Here is a 14,533-nt window from a genome sequence, read left to right as displayed (position 1 = left end):
CATGATGCCTGCAGCCCTGCGCCGGGCAGACACCGCCAGCGCAGCGGCCCGTCCACGCGGCTCACGGCGGAGCAGGCCGGGGTCTCGCCAGCCGCCAGAAATGCGGGAGCGTGGCAGGAGCTTCGTTCCGCGGCTCCCGGCGCCCGCTGCGGGACGTTCTCGCTGCGCCCCCTCTGTTTAAAGCTTTGCAAAGGACCGGGGCCGTAGGCTGCATCCCTCGATCTGCGGGGCCCCTGCATGTTGAACGTCCTGAGCTGCATCACGCATGAGCATGATCTGCGGCTCGTCGCCCTGTCGGCCTTCATCTGCGCCCTGGGATGCATCACCACCGTCGTCCTGCTGTCGCGTGCCCGCGTCAGCAGCCGGGCGCGCCAGCATCGCTGGACCGGCTTCGCGGCCGTGGTGTTCGGCTGCAGCGTCTGGTCGCTGCATTTCGTGGCCATGCTGGCCTTCATGCCGGGGCAGCAGATCGCCTACGGCCTGAACCTGACGGTGCTGTCGGTCGTGATCGCCTCGGGCGGTGCCTTGGCCGCCTTCCTTGTCTGGCAGGGCCGTTTCCCGCAGCCCGTCCGCGTGGCGCTCGGCGGCACCCTGCTGGGCCTCGCCATCACCGGGATGCACTATGCCGGCGTGGCCGCCATGACCTTTACCGGCTTCCTGATCTTCAACTGGGACTACGTGGCGGCTTCGGTGGTCATCAGCATCGGCTTCGCGACGCTGGCCCTGATCAGGGCGAACCTGCTGGAGCGGGTGAGCCGGCGCTTCGAGGTGGCCTTCTGGCTGGCGCTGGGGATCTGCGGCCTGCACTTCACCGGCATGACGGCGATCACCGTGGCACCCGGCATGGCCGAGCTGAACGCCGGAACGGTGCTGGGCACCACGACCCTCGCCGTGGTGGTCGGCAGCGTCAGCGTGGCCATCCTGATCGCCAGCCTCGCGGCCACCTTCGTCGAGCATTACATGTCGCAGCGCGCCCTGCAGGACCTCAAGCGCATGCGGCTGCTGGGCAACCTGGCGCAGGAAGTGCTGCTCATCCACAGCAACGGCGTGGTGTTCGAGGTCAACAGCGCCGGCGAACGCCTGTTCAAGGCCCCGGCCAGCGAGATCATCGGCCGGCCCCTGCTGAGCCTCTTCGCGCAGGACAGCGCGCCGCTGCTGGTACGGCGCGAGCGTTTCTCATCGCAGGAGCAGCCGCCGGAGGAGGTGATCTTCCAGGCCGCCGACGGGACCCAGGTTCCGGTGGAGCTGTCCAGCCAGTCGATCGACTATCTCGGCAGGCCCGCGACGGCCGTGGCGCTGCGGGACCTGACGGCCCGGCGGCAGGACGAGGCACGCATCCTTCACCTGGCCCGTCACGACGCCCTGACCAACCTGCCCAACCGCCATGCCTTCCTGGAGCGGTTGGACATCGCGCTCGACAACGCGGCGCAGCACCGGGAGCGGATCGCGATCGCCTATATCGACCTCGACCGCTTCAAGCCGATCAACGACCTCCACGGCCACGCCGCGGGGGACGCGCTGCTGGTCCAGGTTTCCAAGCGCATCCTGGCCGAGCTCCAGTCCTCGGACACGCTGGCGCGCATCGGCGGCGACGAATTCACCATGATCCTGACGAGCGAGCCGCAGCCCGAGAAAGCCTCGAACGTCGTGGCGCGCATCGTCGATGCGCTGCGCCGGCCTTTCCACATCGAAGGGCACCGGCTCGAGATCGGTGCCTCGGTGGGGATCGCCATCTATCCCGACGACGGGGCTGCCCCCGACACCCTGCTGCGCGCCGCCGACGTCGCCATGTACCGCGTCAAGCAGGAAGGGCGCGGGGGGCTGCGCTTCTTCGAAAGCTCGATGAACACGCAGCTCCATGCGCGGCTGCAGCTGGAACAGGAGCTGATCGGCGCCATCGAGCGGGATGAGCTGCTGCTCCATTACCAACCCCTGGTGAACGGCATCACCGGCGAGGTCGAAACCTTCGAGGCACTGATCCGCTGGCAGCATCCCCAGCGCGGCCTGGTGCCGCCGGCCGAGTTCATCCCACTGGCGGAGGAAACCGGCCTCATCGACGCGATCGGGCGCTGGGTCATCGAGACGGCCTGCCGGGACGCCGCCGGCTGGGAGCAGCCGTGGCGCGTGTCGGTCAACGTGTCGCCCTCGCAGTTCCACCATTCCGACATCTGCGGCATCGTGGCGACGGCGCTGCGGGTCAACCAACTCGACCCCGCCCGCGTCGTCGTGGAGGTGACCGAGGGCGTTCTGATCGACGACGCCACGAAGGCCGTGGCGACGCTGAACCGGCTGCGCGACCTGGGCATCCGCATCGCCCTGGACGATTTCGGAACCGGCTATTCCAGCCTGAGCTACCTGCAGCTCTTCAGGTTCGACAAGTTCAAGATCGACAAGTCCTTCGTCCGGCGGCTCGGCCAGAGCGAGGATGCGCTGACGCTGACCCGCACGATCGTCAATCTCGGCCACAACCTCGGCCTGCACGTCACGGCGGAAGGGGTCGAAACGCAGGCACAGCTCGAGATCCTGCAGGCGCTCGGCTGCGACCAGATCCAGGGCTACCTCGTGGCCCGGCCGGCCCCTATGGGAAGCTTCATGGAGCTGGATCGCGCCAGGACGGTCGCCCAGTTCAGCAAGCTTCCGCCGCGCCTTTCGGCCTGAGGCGTGGCGGCAGGGTCGGGCCTGGCCCCGCCCGGCCAGAACATCCCCGCTGCGGAACCGCGCCGGACGGATCGTCCGCGACGGCCTCAGGTGCCGCAGAAGGTGCGATAGGCCACGCCACTCGGCGCCGGCGGCTGGGTGAAGCGCTCCAGGCCGGGGCGTTCCTCGAAGGGATGCGACAGCACGCCGAGCAGTTCCTCGAAGGGCGCGTAATCGCCGCCCTGCACGGCGGCCGTGAGCGCCGCCTCCACCAAGTGGTTGCGCGGGATATAGGCCGGGTTCACCTGCCGCATCCGGTCGGCCGCGCCGGCCGCGCCACCGGGCTCGTCCTCCAGCCGCTGCCGCCAGCGCACCGCCCACGCATCGAAGCCGGGGAGGCCGCTGAACAACGCCCGCGCGCCCTGGCCGACCTGCTGCGCCCCCCTGGCCTGGGCATCGCAGGCCACCGCCCCGGACGCCTCCATCCCGGAGTCCGTCGCGTCAGGCGCCGCCATCCCGGCGAGGTGCCGGAAGCTCAGCGTGAAATCCGCGCCAGCCTCCGCCAGCAGTCCCAGGAAATCCTGCGCCAGTGCCAAGTCGCCCTCGCGCTCCATCGCAAGGCCGATCTTGCGGCACAGCCCGCCGTGATAGGCCGCCTCGAAGCGCGGCCCGAACCCGTCCAGCGCCGCGCGGCCCGAGGCCTGCGCCGCCTCGTCATCCTCGCCCAGCAGCGGCAGCAGCGCGCCGGCCAGCATCGCCAGGTTCCACAGCGCGATCTGCGGCTGGTTGCCGTAGGCGTAGCGCCCGCCGCGGTCGATCGAGCTGAACACCGTGTCCGGGTCGTAGGCGTCCAGGAAGGCGCAGGGACCGTAGTCGATGGTTTCGCCCGAGATCGAGCTGTTGTCGGTGTTCATCACCCCGTGCACGAAACCCACCAGCAGCCAGCGTGCCACCAGCTCCGCCTGACGTGCCGCCACGCCGTCGAGCAGCGCGCGGTAGGGGTTCGGCGCCCCGGCCGCGGCCGGGTCGTGCCGGGCGATGGCGTGGTCCGCCAGGGCGCGCAGCCCTTCCACGTCGCGCCGCGCGGCAAAGAACTGGAAGGTCCCGACGCGGATGTGGCTCGCCGCCACACGCGCCAGCACGGCGCCGGGCAGGGGGGTCTCGCGGAACACCGGCTCGCCCGTGGTGACCGCCGCCAGGGCGCGCGTGGTGGGGATGCCCAGCGCCGCCATGGCCTCGCTCACGAGGTATTCGCGCAGCACTGGCCCCAGCGCGGCACGCCCGTCGCCGCCGCGCGAATAGGGCGTCGGGCCGGAACCCTTGAGCTGGATGTCCCGCCGCTGGCCGTCGCGCCCCACGACCTCGCCCAACAACAGGGCGCGCCCGTCGCCCAACTGCGGCACGAAGTGGCCGAATTGGTGCCCGGCATAGGCGAGCGCGATCGAGGCCGCGCCTTCGGGAACGCGGTTGCCAGCCAGGACCTCGACGCCCTCGGGGCTGCGCAGCGCCGCCGGGTCGAGGCCGAGCTCCACCGCCAGCGCCTCGTTCAGCTGCACCAGCCGCGGCGCCTCCACCGGCGTCGGCCGCACCCGCGCGAAGAAGCGGTCGGGCAATTCGGCGTAGCTGTTGCGGAACGGAAGGGTGAGGGACATGAACAGCAGCTTCCTTGTGCGCCCGGCCGGGGCACGCGACCGGCCGCCCGGCTCGGCCGGAACAGCGGCGAGTGGGCACGGGGCGTCCGGGACAGCGCCGGGTGATGGCGCAGCGGCGGCGGGATTTCGGCGTCGTGCCAGGGATGTGGGTCGTGGACGCGGCCGGGGCAACCGGCCCGCTACCCGCTCCGGCGCAGGCGAGGATGCTGCCGGCCCGGCCGCCGCGTGAAGGCGCGATGGCGGGAAGGCTCGCACCGCAACCGGAGCCCTCGTGGAACTCCTGGGCTCAGGAGTGGCGAGTGCTGGCCAGCCGGACCTCGCGCGCGCGAGCCACGAACCTGGCGGCATCGCGCCGCCCGCCGGGTCGGGCGCTCAGTACGGCACCCCGTCCTTGTGCGTGAAGCACCACCGGCCATCCTCGCCCATCACCGCCTGGATGTCGTCGCTCGGATAGTGGACCTCATCGTCCTGCGCCCGGTCGCCCACCTCCAAGATGACGCAGTCGCGCCCGGTCCGGTTTTCCAGGTGATGCGCCACGCCCGCGGCCGGGAAGCCTGCGACCATGCCGGGCCGGAGCTGCGTCACCTCGTCGCCGGTGAACAGCGTCGGCTCGCCCTCGAGCACGTAGATGAACTCGTCCTGGCGCGAATGGCGGTGATGGAGCGCCGACACCGAGCCCGGGTGCAGCCGCGTCAGGTTCACGCCGAAGCTGCGCAGGCCGAACAGGTCCCCCAGGGGGTGCTTGACCCGGCCCGACATCCGCGTCGCGAAGGGTTCCGGGTAGTTGCTCGGCTTGACGCGGGGCGGGGCCTCGCTCGCCACCAAGGCGGGTTTCTCTGCCATGGACCTTCCTCCAGCGCGGGAGCCTGCGCCGCGACACAAGGCGCCGCAACTCCGCTGCATCGCTGAAGCATGGGCTCCCGCCCGGGGAAGGCGGGCTCCGACCGGCAGGAACCGGCCGGAGCGGCGGGGTGACCGGAAGCGGTCAGACCTGCGACAGCCCGCCATCGACGATGAGCTCCATGCCGGTGACGAAGGCGCTGTCGTCGCTGGCCAGGAACAGCGCGGCCCGCGCGACCTCCACGGCCTCGCCGAAGCGCCCGAGCGGCACCTGGGCTTCCACGCCCTCCGCCATGGCCCGCAACTCCTGCTCGCCCAGCCCCATCTTCGCGGCGAAGGGCGTGCTGATCGGGCCGGGGCTGACGGCGTTGACCCGGATGCCACGCGGCGCCAGCTCGGCGCCCAGCGTGCGGGCCAGCGACCGCACGGCGGCCTTGGTGGCGGACAGCACCGACAGACCCGGCGTGCCGACGGCGTTCAGGAAGGAGGTGGTCAGCACGATGCTGCCCCCACGATCCAGGAGCGGCACGGATTTCTGCACCGTGAAGAACAGCCCCCGGAAGTTGATCCCCACCTGCTCGTCGAACTGCGCCTCCGTCACGGCCTCCAGCGGCGCCGCCCGGCCGAGCCCGGCATTGGCGAACAGGATGTTGAGCCGCCCGTGCCGCTCGCGAACGGCCTCGGCGACGCGGTCGGCCGCGCCCGGCGCCCGCAGGTCGGCCTGCACCGCGAACCCGTGGTCGCCGAGCCGCGCCGCCGCGGCGTCGAGGCGCGCGCGGTCCGTCCCGACCACGACCACCTGCGCACCTTCGCGGACGAAGAGTTCCGCCGTCGCGAGGCCGATCCCCGAGGTGCCACCCGTGACCAGCGCAATCTTGCCTTCGAGCTTCATCACCAATCCTCCTGACTTTCCTGAGCGTCGTGAAAGTCGGAGCGCGCGTTCCGTGCGCCGGATATGGCGCGGGTCAGGCGGGGCCGGCAAACGGGATGATCTCGGCCGCCGCCATAGTTTATGTTTACCGCATGCGAGCCCCCGACCACCTCAATGCCCTGCGCGCCGTGGAAGCCGCCGCGCGGCACGGCAGCTTCGTGCTCGCCGCGCAGGAGCTGAACGTCACGCCCGCGGCGATCGGGCAGCTCGTGCGGCGGCTGGAAGAAAGCTTAGGGATCGAGCTGTTCCACCGGGCCCAGGCGGGGCCGGCGCGGATCGTCCTCACCGCGGCGGCGGGCGCGGCGCTGCCCGAGCTCCAGGCGGGCTTCCGGCACCTGGCCGCCGCAATGGAGCGCCTCCGCCGTGCGCGGACGCGGCAGGCGCTCGCCGTCACGGTGTCCACGGCCTTCGCGGACAAGTGGCTGCTGCACCGGCTGGGCGGCTTCCGGGCGAGGCATCCCGACTGCGAACTGCGGATCGACACCAACACGGCGCTGGTGGACTTCGCGAGGGAAGCGGTCGATGTCGGGATCCGCTACGGCGCCGGTCGCTGGCCGGGCCTCGTGGCCGTGCCCTTCGCCACCGACGCCTTCTTCCCGGTCTGCTCCCCCTCGCTCCTCCGGGGACAGCACCCGCTCCGCGGCCCGGGCGATCTCCGCCACCACCAGCTCATCCACGACACGTCGATGGCCGCGACGCCCGAGTTCCGCACCTGGCGCGACTGGCACGCCGCCGCCGGCCTCGACCCCAAGGGGAGCGAGCGCGGCATCCAGGTCAACGACTCCGCGGCGGCCTACCGAATGGTGATGACGGGCGGCGGCGTCGCGCTCGGCCGCACCACCCTGGTGGAGCAGGACTTGGCGGAAGGACGCCTGATCCGGCCCTTCGGACCGGAGCTCGAGTGCCCGCTCGCCTACCACGTGGTCTGCCGGCCGCAGGACGCGGAGGACCCGGTCATCGTCGCCTTCTGGGATTGGCTGATGATCGAGGCGGGAAGTGCTGCCAGCCGCTGAGGATGCTCCGCTCCCCGGTCCAGCACGACCATCAGCCTCGCTTCGCTGCCCCTGGCCAACCCAGGGGGAGGGGGCGCGCCATGTATCGCCCGCCCTCTCAGGCGCGGCAGAAGGCGCCAGCCGTTCGGGTAGGGCACCCGCTCCCCGGCCCCTGCGCGCGGAGCGGCCGGACCCTGCCGCTCCACCCCGGCCGCGACCCGGGCTGCCGCCTTCAGCCCGGCGGCGCCACGCCCACCGAGGCGGCCGCCGCCACGATCCCCGCCCAGGTGCCGTCATCCACCGGGATGCCCCCGGCCAGGCGCTGCTGCATGGTCCGGCGCTCCGGCTCGCCGGCCACCAGCACCTCGCCGCCCGGCAGGGTGGGGGAGGCCTTCACGTGCTCGATCACGGCCGCGACCTCCTCCTGGATCGTGGCGACGTCGCCCAGGCGCGCCGGGTCGATCACGAAGCCCAGGAGGTTGTTGCGGATGCCCTGCGCCGCGCATTCGGCGGAGGTATTGGCCCCGCCGCCGCCGAGCGCCCCGGCCAGCACCTCGCACATCAGCGACAGGCCGAAGCCCTTGTGCCCGCCGAACGGCAGCAGCGCCCCGTGCGGCCCGCCGGTGCCAACGCCCGGCCCGAACAGCACCGCCGGGTCGGTGGTCGGCTCGCCCTCGGCGTCGATCAGCACCGGCCCCGGCACGGGCTTCTTGGCGTTGTAGGCCACGCGCACCTTGCCCATGGCGATCGCGCTGGTGGCGAAGTCCAGCACCAGCGGCGGCTTGTCCGCACCCGTCGGCACGGTGATGCAGACGGGGTTGGTCTGCAGCCGCCCGTCGCGCCCGCCATGCGGCGCCACGTAGAAGGTCATGCCGATCCGCACGTTGACGAAGAACAGCGACACCATGCCCGCCGCCGCCGCGCGTTCCCCGAAGGCGCCGATGCGGCCGAGGTGGTGGCAGTTGCGGATCGCCACCACGGCGATGCCGGTCTCCTTCGCGCGCCGCACGGCCCAGTCCGTGACTTCGCGCCCGATCACCTGGCCGAAGCCGCCGCCGCCGTCGGCCACGCCGAAGGGGCCGTCGTCGCGCAGGAAGCTGGCATGGGCCCCGGCCGCGAGGTGCCCGCCTTCGCGGGCCTTCAGGTAGCCCGGGATCAGCCCGACGCCGTGGCTGTCATGGCCCTTGAGGTTGGCCTCCACCAGGTCGGCCGCGACGGTGGCGGCCTCATCCTCGCCGCTGCCGGCGGCGGCGAAGATCCGGCGGGCGAAATCCTCGAGGGCGTTTCGGGTGATCAGCATGGCGCATCCTCCGGCTTTGTTGGCGCCGAGGCTCCACCAGCCGCCGTCGCGCGGCAAGCCGGCGGCCGCGACACAGCGGGCGGAGATTCTGGGCGCCCTTGAGAAAACCCATTCCAACCGGCCGCCGGAGCGCCTATCTGCCGCGCTTCTTCACATGATGGTGTTTACTTGATGACCCCTGCCGAGATCGCTCAAGTCCAGGCCCACCTCCGCAAGCAGTTCAACAACCAGCGCATCGTGGTGGCCGCGCCGAAGCAGCGGGGCGGCAGCGTCGAGCTGCGGATCGGCGACGAGTTCATCGGCACGATCCACCGCGACGCGGAAGATGGCGATGTTTCCTATGCCATCCAGATGGTTGTTCTGGCCGAAGATCTGAATCAGATTAACTGAGTGCCATCGCCCGAACCGCGCCCCGGACGCGCGGTTCGGCGGAAAGTAAGATGGTAAGATGGTAAGGAAGTAAGGCGAAGCGCCGCGCCCCGCGCGCTGGGGCGGGCGCTTCCCGCGGGGCGCCGTCCCGTGCGCCACCCGCCCGCTCAGCATCCTTCCATGCCGGGGCCCCCGCCGTGCGACGACGCAGCGGACCGGGGGCATCCTGTTCCGATGCCCCGTCTGGCGCCCCATCTGGCACCCCGTCTCGCGGGTTCAGCCGCGGCCGCGGTAGCCGGGAACCTCCTGCGCCGGGATCCAGACATCCGTCGGCGCCGCGCCGCTCTGCCAGAACACGTCGATCGGGATGCCGCCGCGCGGATACCAGTAGCCGCCGATGCGGATCCAGACCGGCTCCAGCTCCCGCTGGAGGCGGGCCGCGATCTCCACCGTGCAGCTCTCGTGAAAGGCGCCGTGGTTGCGGAACGAGGTGAGGTAGAGCTTCAGCGACTTGCTTTCCACCAGCCAGTCGCGCGGCACGTAGTCGATCACCAGGTGCGCGAAGTCCGGCTGCCCCGTCATCGGGCAGAGCGAGGTGAACTCCGGCGCGGTGAAGCGCACGCAGTAGAGCTTGCCCGGATGCGGGTTCGCCACGCGCTCGAGCACGGCGGTGTCGGGGCTCTCGGGCTGCGCGGTGGGCCGCCCGAGCATGGTCAGGTGCGAGGTATCGTTCTGGGTCATGCGTTGCTTTCCGGCGCTTCGTTGCCGGCTGGAACAGGAAAGGGAACCGTGTCGGCCGCGACGACGCCGGAGGTGGGGTCGGCGTCCCCCGCCGCCAATGGCGCAGCAGCGTTCCCGGGAAGGGGCGTGGCGCCACCGGCCAGCGCCGCGGCGGCGCCGGGCACGACGGTCTTCAGGGCGGCCGCCTCGGCCGCGCCCGCTTCCCAGCCCGCCTCGATCCGCGCCGCCTCGTCCTCGAAGCGACCGGCGAGGATCGCCGCGCGCAGCCGCTCCATCAGCCGCTGGTAGTAGCGGATGTTGTGCCAGGTCAGCAGCATCGGCCCGAGCATCTCTTCTGCGCGGAACAGGTGATGCAGGTAGGCGCGGGTGTGGCGCGTGCAGGCCGGGCAGTTGCACTCCGGGTCGAGCGTGGTGGCGTCGTCGGCGAAGCGGGCGTTGCGCATGTTCATCACGCCGCGCGAGGTATAGGCGCGCGCCGTGCGGCCCGAGCGCGTCGGCATCACGCAGTCGAACATGTCGATGCCGCGCCGCACGCCGCCGATCAGGTCAGACGGCGTACCGACGCCCATCAGGTAGTGTGCCTTGTCGGCGGGCAGCAGCGGCGTCGTGATGTCGAGCGTCTGGAACATGATCTCCTGGCCCTCACCGACCGCGAGGCCGCCCACCGCGTAGCCCTCGAAGCCGATCTCGGTGAGTGCCCGCACGCTCTCGGCGCGAAGCTCCGGAAACACGCCGCCCTGCACGATGCCGAACAACCCGTAGCCCTCGCGCGGCACGAAGGCCTCGCGGCAGCGCGCGGCCCAGAGCATCGACATCCGCATCGCCCGTGCCGCCTCCTCCTCGGTGGCGGGAAAGGGGATGCATTCGTCGAGGCACATGGTCACGTCGGCGTCCAGCAGGTGCTGGATCTCGATCGACCGTTCCGGCGTGAGGCGGTGCTTCGAGCCGTCGACGTGCGAGCGGAAGGTCACGCCGTCCCGGTCCATCTTCCGCAGCTTGGCCAGCGACATGACCTGGAAGCCGCCGGAATCCGTCAGGATCGGCCCGTCCCAGTCCACCATCCGATGCAGCCCGCCGAGCCGCCCGACGCGCTCCGCGCCTGGGCGCAGCATCAGGTGATAGGTGTTGCCGAGGATCATCCTGGCACCCGTCGCGCGCACCGCGTCGGCCGTCATCGCCTTCACCGTGCCGGCGGTGCCGACCGGCATGAACACCGGCGTCGGAACCTCGCCATGCGCGGTGTGCAGCGTGCCGGCGCGGGCGCGGCCGTCGGTCGCCTGAAGCGTGTGGTGCAGCGTCACGAGGGATCCTCCCGACGCAGCAGCGTGGCGTCACCGTAGGAGTAGAAGCGGTAGCCTTGCTGGATCGCGTGCTCGTAGGCCGCCCGCACGCGCTCCGTGCCGGCATAGGCGCAGACCAGCATGAACAGCGTCGAGCGCGGCAGGTGGAAGTTGGTGAGCAGCAGCGAGGCCGTGCGGAAGCGATGGCCGGGCAGGAGGAACAGGTCGGTCAGCCCGCGGAAGGGCGCCACCGTGCCGTCTTCCCGCGCGGCACTTTCCAGCAGCCGCAGCGCGGTGGTGCCGACCGACACCACCCGCCGCGCGGCGTTGATGCGGGCTGCCGCCTCCGGCGTGATCTCGCCCCATTCGGAATGGAGGCGGTGCTCGCGCGGGTTCTCGCCGCGCACCGGAAGAAAGGTGCCGGCGCCGACGTGCAGCGTCACCGTCACCCGCTCGATCCCGCGCGCGTCGAGGGCCGCCAGCAATGCTGGCGTGAAATGCAGGCTGGCGGTGGGCGCGGCCACGGCGCCGGGACGGTCGGCGAAGACGGTCTGGTAGTCCTCGCGGTCCGCAGCACCGGGGCCGCCGGGCCGGGCGATATAGGGCGGCAACGGGACCTCGCCCGCGCGCTCGAGCGCGGAAAGCAGCGCCGCCTCGTCGGGCCCGAAATCCACGATCACCGCGCCGCCGTCCTGCCGCTCCACCACGCGGGCCGGCAGTTCCGGGGCGCCGAGGATTTCCAGGGCGTCGCCGGGGTGCAGCTTCTTGGCGTTACGTGCCAGCGCGTGCCAGCGGCCGCCGCCCTCGGAGCGGTTGAGCAGCAGCTCGATCCCGGCCTCGCCGCGCCGGGCACGCAGGCGTGCGGGGATGACGCGGGTGTCGTTGACCACCAGCAGGTCGCCGGGTTCCAGCAGCTCGGGCAGCGCGCTGACGATCCGGTCCGCGAGACCGTCGGTCCGCACGTCGAGCAGCCGGGCGCTGTCGCGCGGGCGGGCAGGGGACTGGGCGATCAGCGCGTCGGGCAGGGCGAAGTCGAAATCGCCCGTCCGCAGCGGGGGAGGGGTCTGGGGCACGGTCTCGTATCGCGGGATGGGCGGCGGCCCTAGCCCGCGCGCGTCACGCTGTCCAGCGGCAGCGCGAAGCCGGGCTCCGCGCCGGGTCGGCCGGACCCTCCGTCATGGTCCGGCGGGCAGGGTCCGGGCAGCGGGGACTCAGCTTTCCTTGGCGATGATGCCGGTCAGCGTGCGGCAGGCGGCCACCACGGCCACCGCCAGCACGCCGTTGGTGATCAGGCTGCTCGGCGACAGGTTGTAGCCGCCGACCCAGTAGCGCGTGGGAACCTGCTCCAGGATGCCCTGCACCATCGGGTCGACGTGCAGCCCCGCCGTCACGTGCACCACGAGCCACCAGGCGATCCCCGCCACCAGCAGCAGCGGCGCCAGGATCTCGGCGATCTGTTCCAGGAAGGTCAGCGCGAAGGTGACGAGGCCCCACAGCGTGATGCGCGCCGTGCGCCCGAGGATGCCGAGCAGGCCGTGGCCGTCCTCCGCCTCGGCATCGCCCCCCTCGGGCCGGCGGCGGAAGCGGATGTCCTCACCGGTGGAAATTCCTGACATCGCGCGATCCCCTCTGGCCAGTGTCGCGACCATATCGCCGCCCGAGAGCGACGCCGGTCAGCCACAACCTACAGCGGAGGGCCCTGCGTATGCCACCGGACCGCGGCGCGCGATCCCGTGAGCGGCCGGGGCGGGGGCGCCGTCGTGGGGCGCCGGCGGCCGGCTCAGCGGCGGCGGGGATTGCTGCGGACGCGCACGGGAACCGGGGCAGGGGCGCTGGCACCGGAAGTCGCCAGCGCGGCGGCGATGGCAGCGGCTGCGGCGGCCAGCACAACGGATATGGCGATCATCAGGACAGTCCTTTCGTTCGGCGGCCGCGTAACGGAACACAGGTCTTGCAAGGGTGGGAAAGCGTTTCAGCCATCGCAACCCTCTAGGTTTTGCCGGGGTGTGCCAACAACAAGGGGCAATCTGCCGTGCCCGTCGCCGTTCCCACCTCGCCGCATGCCTGTTCCGCGCGCAACGACCTCACGACGTGTGCAACGCCCCGGCGGCGCGGTGGTTGAAGCGGCCCGGCGGATCGTCCGGGCGCCTTGCCCTGCGGCCCGGCGCCCGCCACCCTGCCGTGCCATGACGATCCCCAACCACATCACGCCCGACACCGACCGCTTCCTGGCGGACCTCGACGCGCTGCATCAGATCGGTCCCTTCGAGACCGGCAACCACCGCCCGACCTTCTCGCCCGAGGACATGGAATCCCGACACTGGCTGGTCCGCCAGATGGAGGAGGTCGGCCTCGTCGCCGAGATCGACGGCATCGGCAACGTGTTCGGCCGCCATCCCGGCCCCGGGCCGAAGCTGCTGGCGGGTTCGCACATCGAGACGCAGAACGAGGCCGGCTGGCTCGACGGCGCGCTGGGCGTGGTGGCGGCGCTGAACCTCGCGCGCGCCGGGCTGCCGGTGGACGTGGTCGCCTTCGCCGACGAGGAAGGCCACTACGGCTCGTTCATCGGCTCACGCTCCTTCACCGGGCTGCTGGAGGAGGAGGAGATCGACCGCCTGAGCAACCGCTACCACGGCAAGCCGCTGCGGGACGCGCTGGCGGAGGCCGGCCTTGCCGGGAAGCCGCGCCTGCGGCTGGAGGAAGGTCGCTACAAGGGCTTCCTCGAGATGCATATCGAGCAGGGCACCACGCTGGAGAATGCCGGGCAGGGCATCGGCGTGGTTACCGGCATCGTGGCGATCTGGCAGTACCGCATCATCTTCGAGGGCATGCAGGACCATGCCGGCGGCACCACCATGGCCGAGCGCCGCGACGCCGGCCTGGCCGCGGTGCGCTTCCTGAGCTGGATCGACGCGGAGTTCCCCAAGCACTGCGACGCCCGCACCGTCTGGACCTGCGGCCGCATCGCGCTCAGCCCCGGTGCGCCCTCGATCATCCCCGGCCGCGCCGAGGTGCTGTTCCAGTTCCGCGACATCTCCGTTCCCACGCTGGAGCGGTTGGACGAGGTGCTCCGCCGCGGCGTGGTGGAAAGCAACCGGCGTGAGCGCTGCACCGCCACGCTGGAGGTCATGAGCCAGTCCCGCCCGGCCCCCTGCGACGCGACGCTGCAGGACTGCCTCGCCGGGGCGGCGGAGGCGCTGCTGCCCGGCGGCTGGCAGCGCATGCCCTCGGGCGCCGGCCACGACGCGCAGTACCTGGCGCGGGTGATCCCCTCCGCCATGCTGTTCGTCCCCTCGATCGGCGGCATCAGCCACCACTGGCGCGAGGATACCAAGCGCGAGGACCTGGCCATGGGCCTGCGCGTGCTGGCCGAGGGCGCCCGGCGCTTCCTGGCCGGCTGAGGCGCCAGGAGGCAATCGAGGCTGCAGTCGGGAGGCCACAGCCGGGGTTGCGGCCATCGCGCCATCCCGTCCACCGCGACAGGCGGTCGGACGGTCGGGCGGTCGGGCGGTCGCGGCCCGTTCCGGCCGCAGCTCACCTGATTGCGGCCTGCTCCGTCGCGGCCTGCTCCGTCGCGACCTGCTCAGGGCAGCTCCACTCAGCCGTGCCCCGATCCGCCGCGCCCCGGTCAACCGTCCTCGGGCGGGTGCGTCCCGAAACGGTCCGATGCCGGACCCGCGCCCCCGTGCCCCGCGGCTTTCCTGCACCATACGGCAGCCCGGCGTAGCGGCGGGGGCAGGCTTCGTGCTCCCGGATGCGAGAGCAGGCTTACCTTCCACCCCCCGGAGCGT

At 71.8% G+C, this 14,533-nt stretch carries 13 protein-coding genes; 4 read left to right on the top strand and 9 right to left on the bottom strand.

Features of this window, described 5'->3' with window-relative positions:
* The first annotated feature begins 237 nt into the window (after positions 1 to 237).
* The gene (locus tag ACFFGY_RS11605) at positions 238 to 2,658 is read left to right on the top strand and encodes a bifunctional diguanylate cyclase/phosphodiesterase (RefSeq protein ID WP_377044660.1); all 2,421 of its coding nucleotides are present in this window, start codon (positions 238 to 240) and stop codon (positions 2,656 to 2,658) included.
* Between the two features lie 86 nt (positions 2,659 to 2,744).
* On the opposite strand, the gene ACFFGY_RS11600 is transcribed toward ACFFGY_RS11605, so the two are convergent.
* The 3 genes from ACFFGY_RS11600 to ACFFGY_RS11590 form a co-directional block, all read right to left on the bottom strand.
* Positions 2,745 to 4,289 carry a protein adenylyltransferase SelO gene (locus ACFFGY_RS11600; protein WP_377044659.1) on the bottom strand — a complete coding sequence of 515 codons (1,545 nt, stop codon included), beginning with the start codon at positions 4,287 to 4,289 and terminating at the stop codon, positions 2,745 to 2,747.
* Between the two features lie 372 nt (positions 4,290 to 4,661).
* Positions 4,662 to 5,132 carry a cupin domain-containing protein gene (locus ACFFGY_RS11595; RefSeq protein WP_377044658.1) on the bottom strand — a complete coding sequence of 157 codons (471 nt, stop codon included), beginning with the start codon at positions 5,130 to 5,132 and terminating at the stop codon, positions 4,662 to 4,664.
* A 142-nt stretch (positions 5,133 to 5,274) separates the two neighbouring features.
* Positions 5,275 to 6,021, bottom strand: a complete 747-nt coding sequence (locus ACFFGY_RS11590) for an SDR family oxidoreductase (protein WP_377044657.1) — start codon at positions 6,019 to 6,021, stop codon at positions 5,275 to 5,277.
* A gap of 131 nt (positions 6,022 to 6,152) precedes the next feature.
* On the opposite strand from ACFFGY_RS11590, the gene ACFFGY_RS11585 reads away from it, so the two are divergent.
* The gene (locus tag ACFFGY_RS11585) at positions 6,153 to 7,073 is read left to right on the top strand and encodes a LysR substrate-binding domain-containing protein (protein ID WP_377044656.1); all 921 of its coding nucleotides are present in this window, start codon (positions 6,153 to 6,155) and stop codon (positions 7,071 to 7,073) included.
* 211 nt (positions 7,074 to 7,284) lie between these two features.
* Here ACFFGY_RS11585 and ACFFGY_RS11580 read toward each other — a convergent pair whose 3' ends face one another.
* Positions 7,285 to 8,352, bottom strand: coding sequence for a malate/lactate/ureidoglycolate dehydrogenase (locus ACFFGY_RS11580; protein ID WP_377044655.1), 1,068 nt, complete (start codon positions 8,350 to 8,352; stop codon positions 7,285 to 7,287).
* A 171-nt stretch (positions 8,353 to 8,523) separates the two neighbouring features.
* Between ACFFGY_RS11580 and ACFFGY_RS11575 the strand changes: the two genes are divergently transcribed.
* The gene (locus tag ACFFGY_RS11575) at positions 8,524 to 8,742 is read left to right on the top strand and encodes a DUF3126 family protein (RefSeq protein WP_377044654.1); all 219 of its coding nucleotides are present in this window, start codon (positions 8,524 to 8,526) and stop codon (positions 8,740 to 8,742) included.
* Between the two features lie 255 nt (positions 8,743 to 8,997).
* Here the strand turns inward: ACFFGY_RS11575 and queF are convergent, their stop codons facing one another.
* From queF to ACFFGY_RS11550, 5 genes are all read right to left on the bottom strand, one after another.
* Complete coding sequence (gene queF, locus ACFFGY_RS11570) at positions 8,998 to 9,462, bottom strand: preQ(1) synthase (RefSeq protein WP_377044653.1); 465 nt, start codon at positions 9,460 to 9,462, stop codon at positions 8,998 to 9,000.
* Positions 9,459 to 10,763 (bottom strand): tRNA guanosine(34) transglycosylase Tgt, encoded by a 1,305-nt coding sequence (tgt, locus tag ACFFGY_RS11565; RefSeq protein WP_377044652.1) that lies wholly within the window; start codon positions 10,761 to 10,763, stop codon positions 9,459 to 9,461. The genes queF and tgt overlap by 4 nt, the downstream gene beginning before the upstream one ends.
* Positions 10,760 to 11,794 (bottom strand): tRNA preQ1(34) S-adenosylmethionine ribosyltransferase-isomerase QueA, encoded by a 1,035-nt coding sequence (queA, locus tag ACFFGY_RS11560; protein WP_377045039.1) that lies wholly within the window; start codon positions 11,792 to 11,794, stop codon positions 10,760 to 10,762. Before queA ends, tgt begins: the two co-directional genes overlap by 4 nt.
* 159 nt (positions 11,795 to 11,953) lie before the next feature.
* Complete coding sequence (locus tag ACFFGY_RS11555) at positions 11,954 to 12,358, bottom strand: hypothetical protein (protein ID WP_377044651.1); 405 nt, start codon at positions 12,356 to 12,358, stop codon at positions 11,954 to 11,956.
* 164 nt (positions 12,359 to 12,522) lie between these two features.
* Positions 12,523 to 12,648: a hypothetical protein gene (locus ACFFGY_RS11550; protein WP_377044650.1), complete on the bottom strand. Its 126-nt coding sequence runs from the start codon at positions 12,646 to 12,648 to the stop codon at positions 12,523 to 12,525.
* Between the two features lie 280 nt (positions 12,649 to 12,928).
* Between ACFFGY_RS11550 and ACFFGY_RS11545 the strand changes: the two genes are divergently transcribed.
* Positions 12,929 to 14,143 carry a Zn-dependent hydrolase gene (locus tag ACFFGY_RS11545; RefSeq protein ID WP_377044649.1) on the top strand — a complete coding sequence of 405 codons (1,215 nt, stop codon included), beginning with the start codon at positions 12,929 to 12,931 and terminating at the stop codon, positions 14,141 to 14,143.
* Positions 14,144 to 14,533: the final 390 nt, after the last annotated feature.

It is taken from the genome of Roseomonas elaeocarpi (assembly GCF_042433915.1).
Lineage (GTDB): Bacteria > Pseudomonadota > Alphaproteobacteria > Acetobacterales > Acetobacteraceae > Roseomonas > Roseomonas elaeocarpi.
This window is presented reverse-complemented; position numbering and strand designations above follow the sequence as displayed.

Excerpts from the sequence above, each read along its gene's own strand:
- ACFFGY_RS11605 (WP_377044660.1), top strand. The coding sequence starts at position 238 with ATGTTGAACGTCCTGAGCTGCATCACGCATGAGCATGATCTGCGGCTC.
- ACFFGY_RS11600 (WP_377044659.1), bottom strand. The coding sequence starts at position 4,289 with ATGTCCCTCACCCTTCCGTTCCGCAACAGCTACGCCGAATTGCCCGAC.
- ACFFGY_RS11595 (WP_377044658.1), bottom strand. The coding sequence starts at position 5,132 with ATGGCAGAGAAACCCGCCTTGGTGGCGAGCGAGGCCCCGCCCCGCGTC.
- ACFFGY_RS11590 (WP_377044657.1), bottom strand. The coding sequence starts at position 6,021 with ATGAAGCTCGAAGGCAAGATTGCGCTGGTCACGGGTGGCACCTCGGGG.
- ACFFGY_RS11585 (WP_377044656.1), top strand. The coding sequence starts at position 6,153 with ATGCGAGCCCCCGACCACCTCAATGCCCTGCGCGCCGTGGAAGCCGCC.
- ACFFGY_RS11580 (WP_377044655.1), bottom strand. The coding sequence starts at position 8,352 with ATGCTGATCACCCGAAACGCCCTCGAGGATTTCGCCCGCCGGATCTTC.
- ACFFGY_RS11575 (WP_377044654.1), top strand. The coding sequence starts at position 8,524 with ATGACCCCTGCCGAGATCGCTCAAGTCCAGGCCCACCTCCGCAAGCAG.
- queF (WP_377044653.1), bottom strand. The coding sequence starts at position 9,462 with ATGACCCAGAACGATACCTCGCACCTGACCATGCTCGGGCGGCCCACC.
- ACFFGY_RS11555 (WP_377044651.1), bottom strand. The coding sequence starts at position 12,358 with ATGTCAGGAATTTCCACCGGTGAGGACATCCGCTTCCGCCGCCGGCCC.
- ACFFGY_RS11550 (WP_377044650.1), bottom strand. The coding sequence starts at position 12,648 with ATGATCGCCATATCCGTTGTGCTGGCCGCCGCAGCCGCTGCCATCGCC.
- ACFFGY_RS11545 (WP_377044649.1), top strand. The coding sequence starts at position 12,929 with ATGACGATCCCCAACCACATCACGCCCGACACCGACCGCTTCCTGGCG.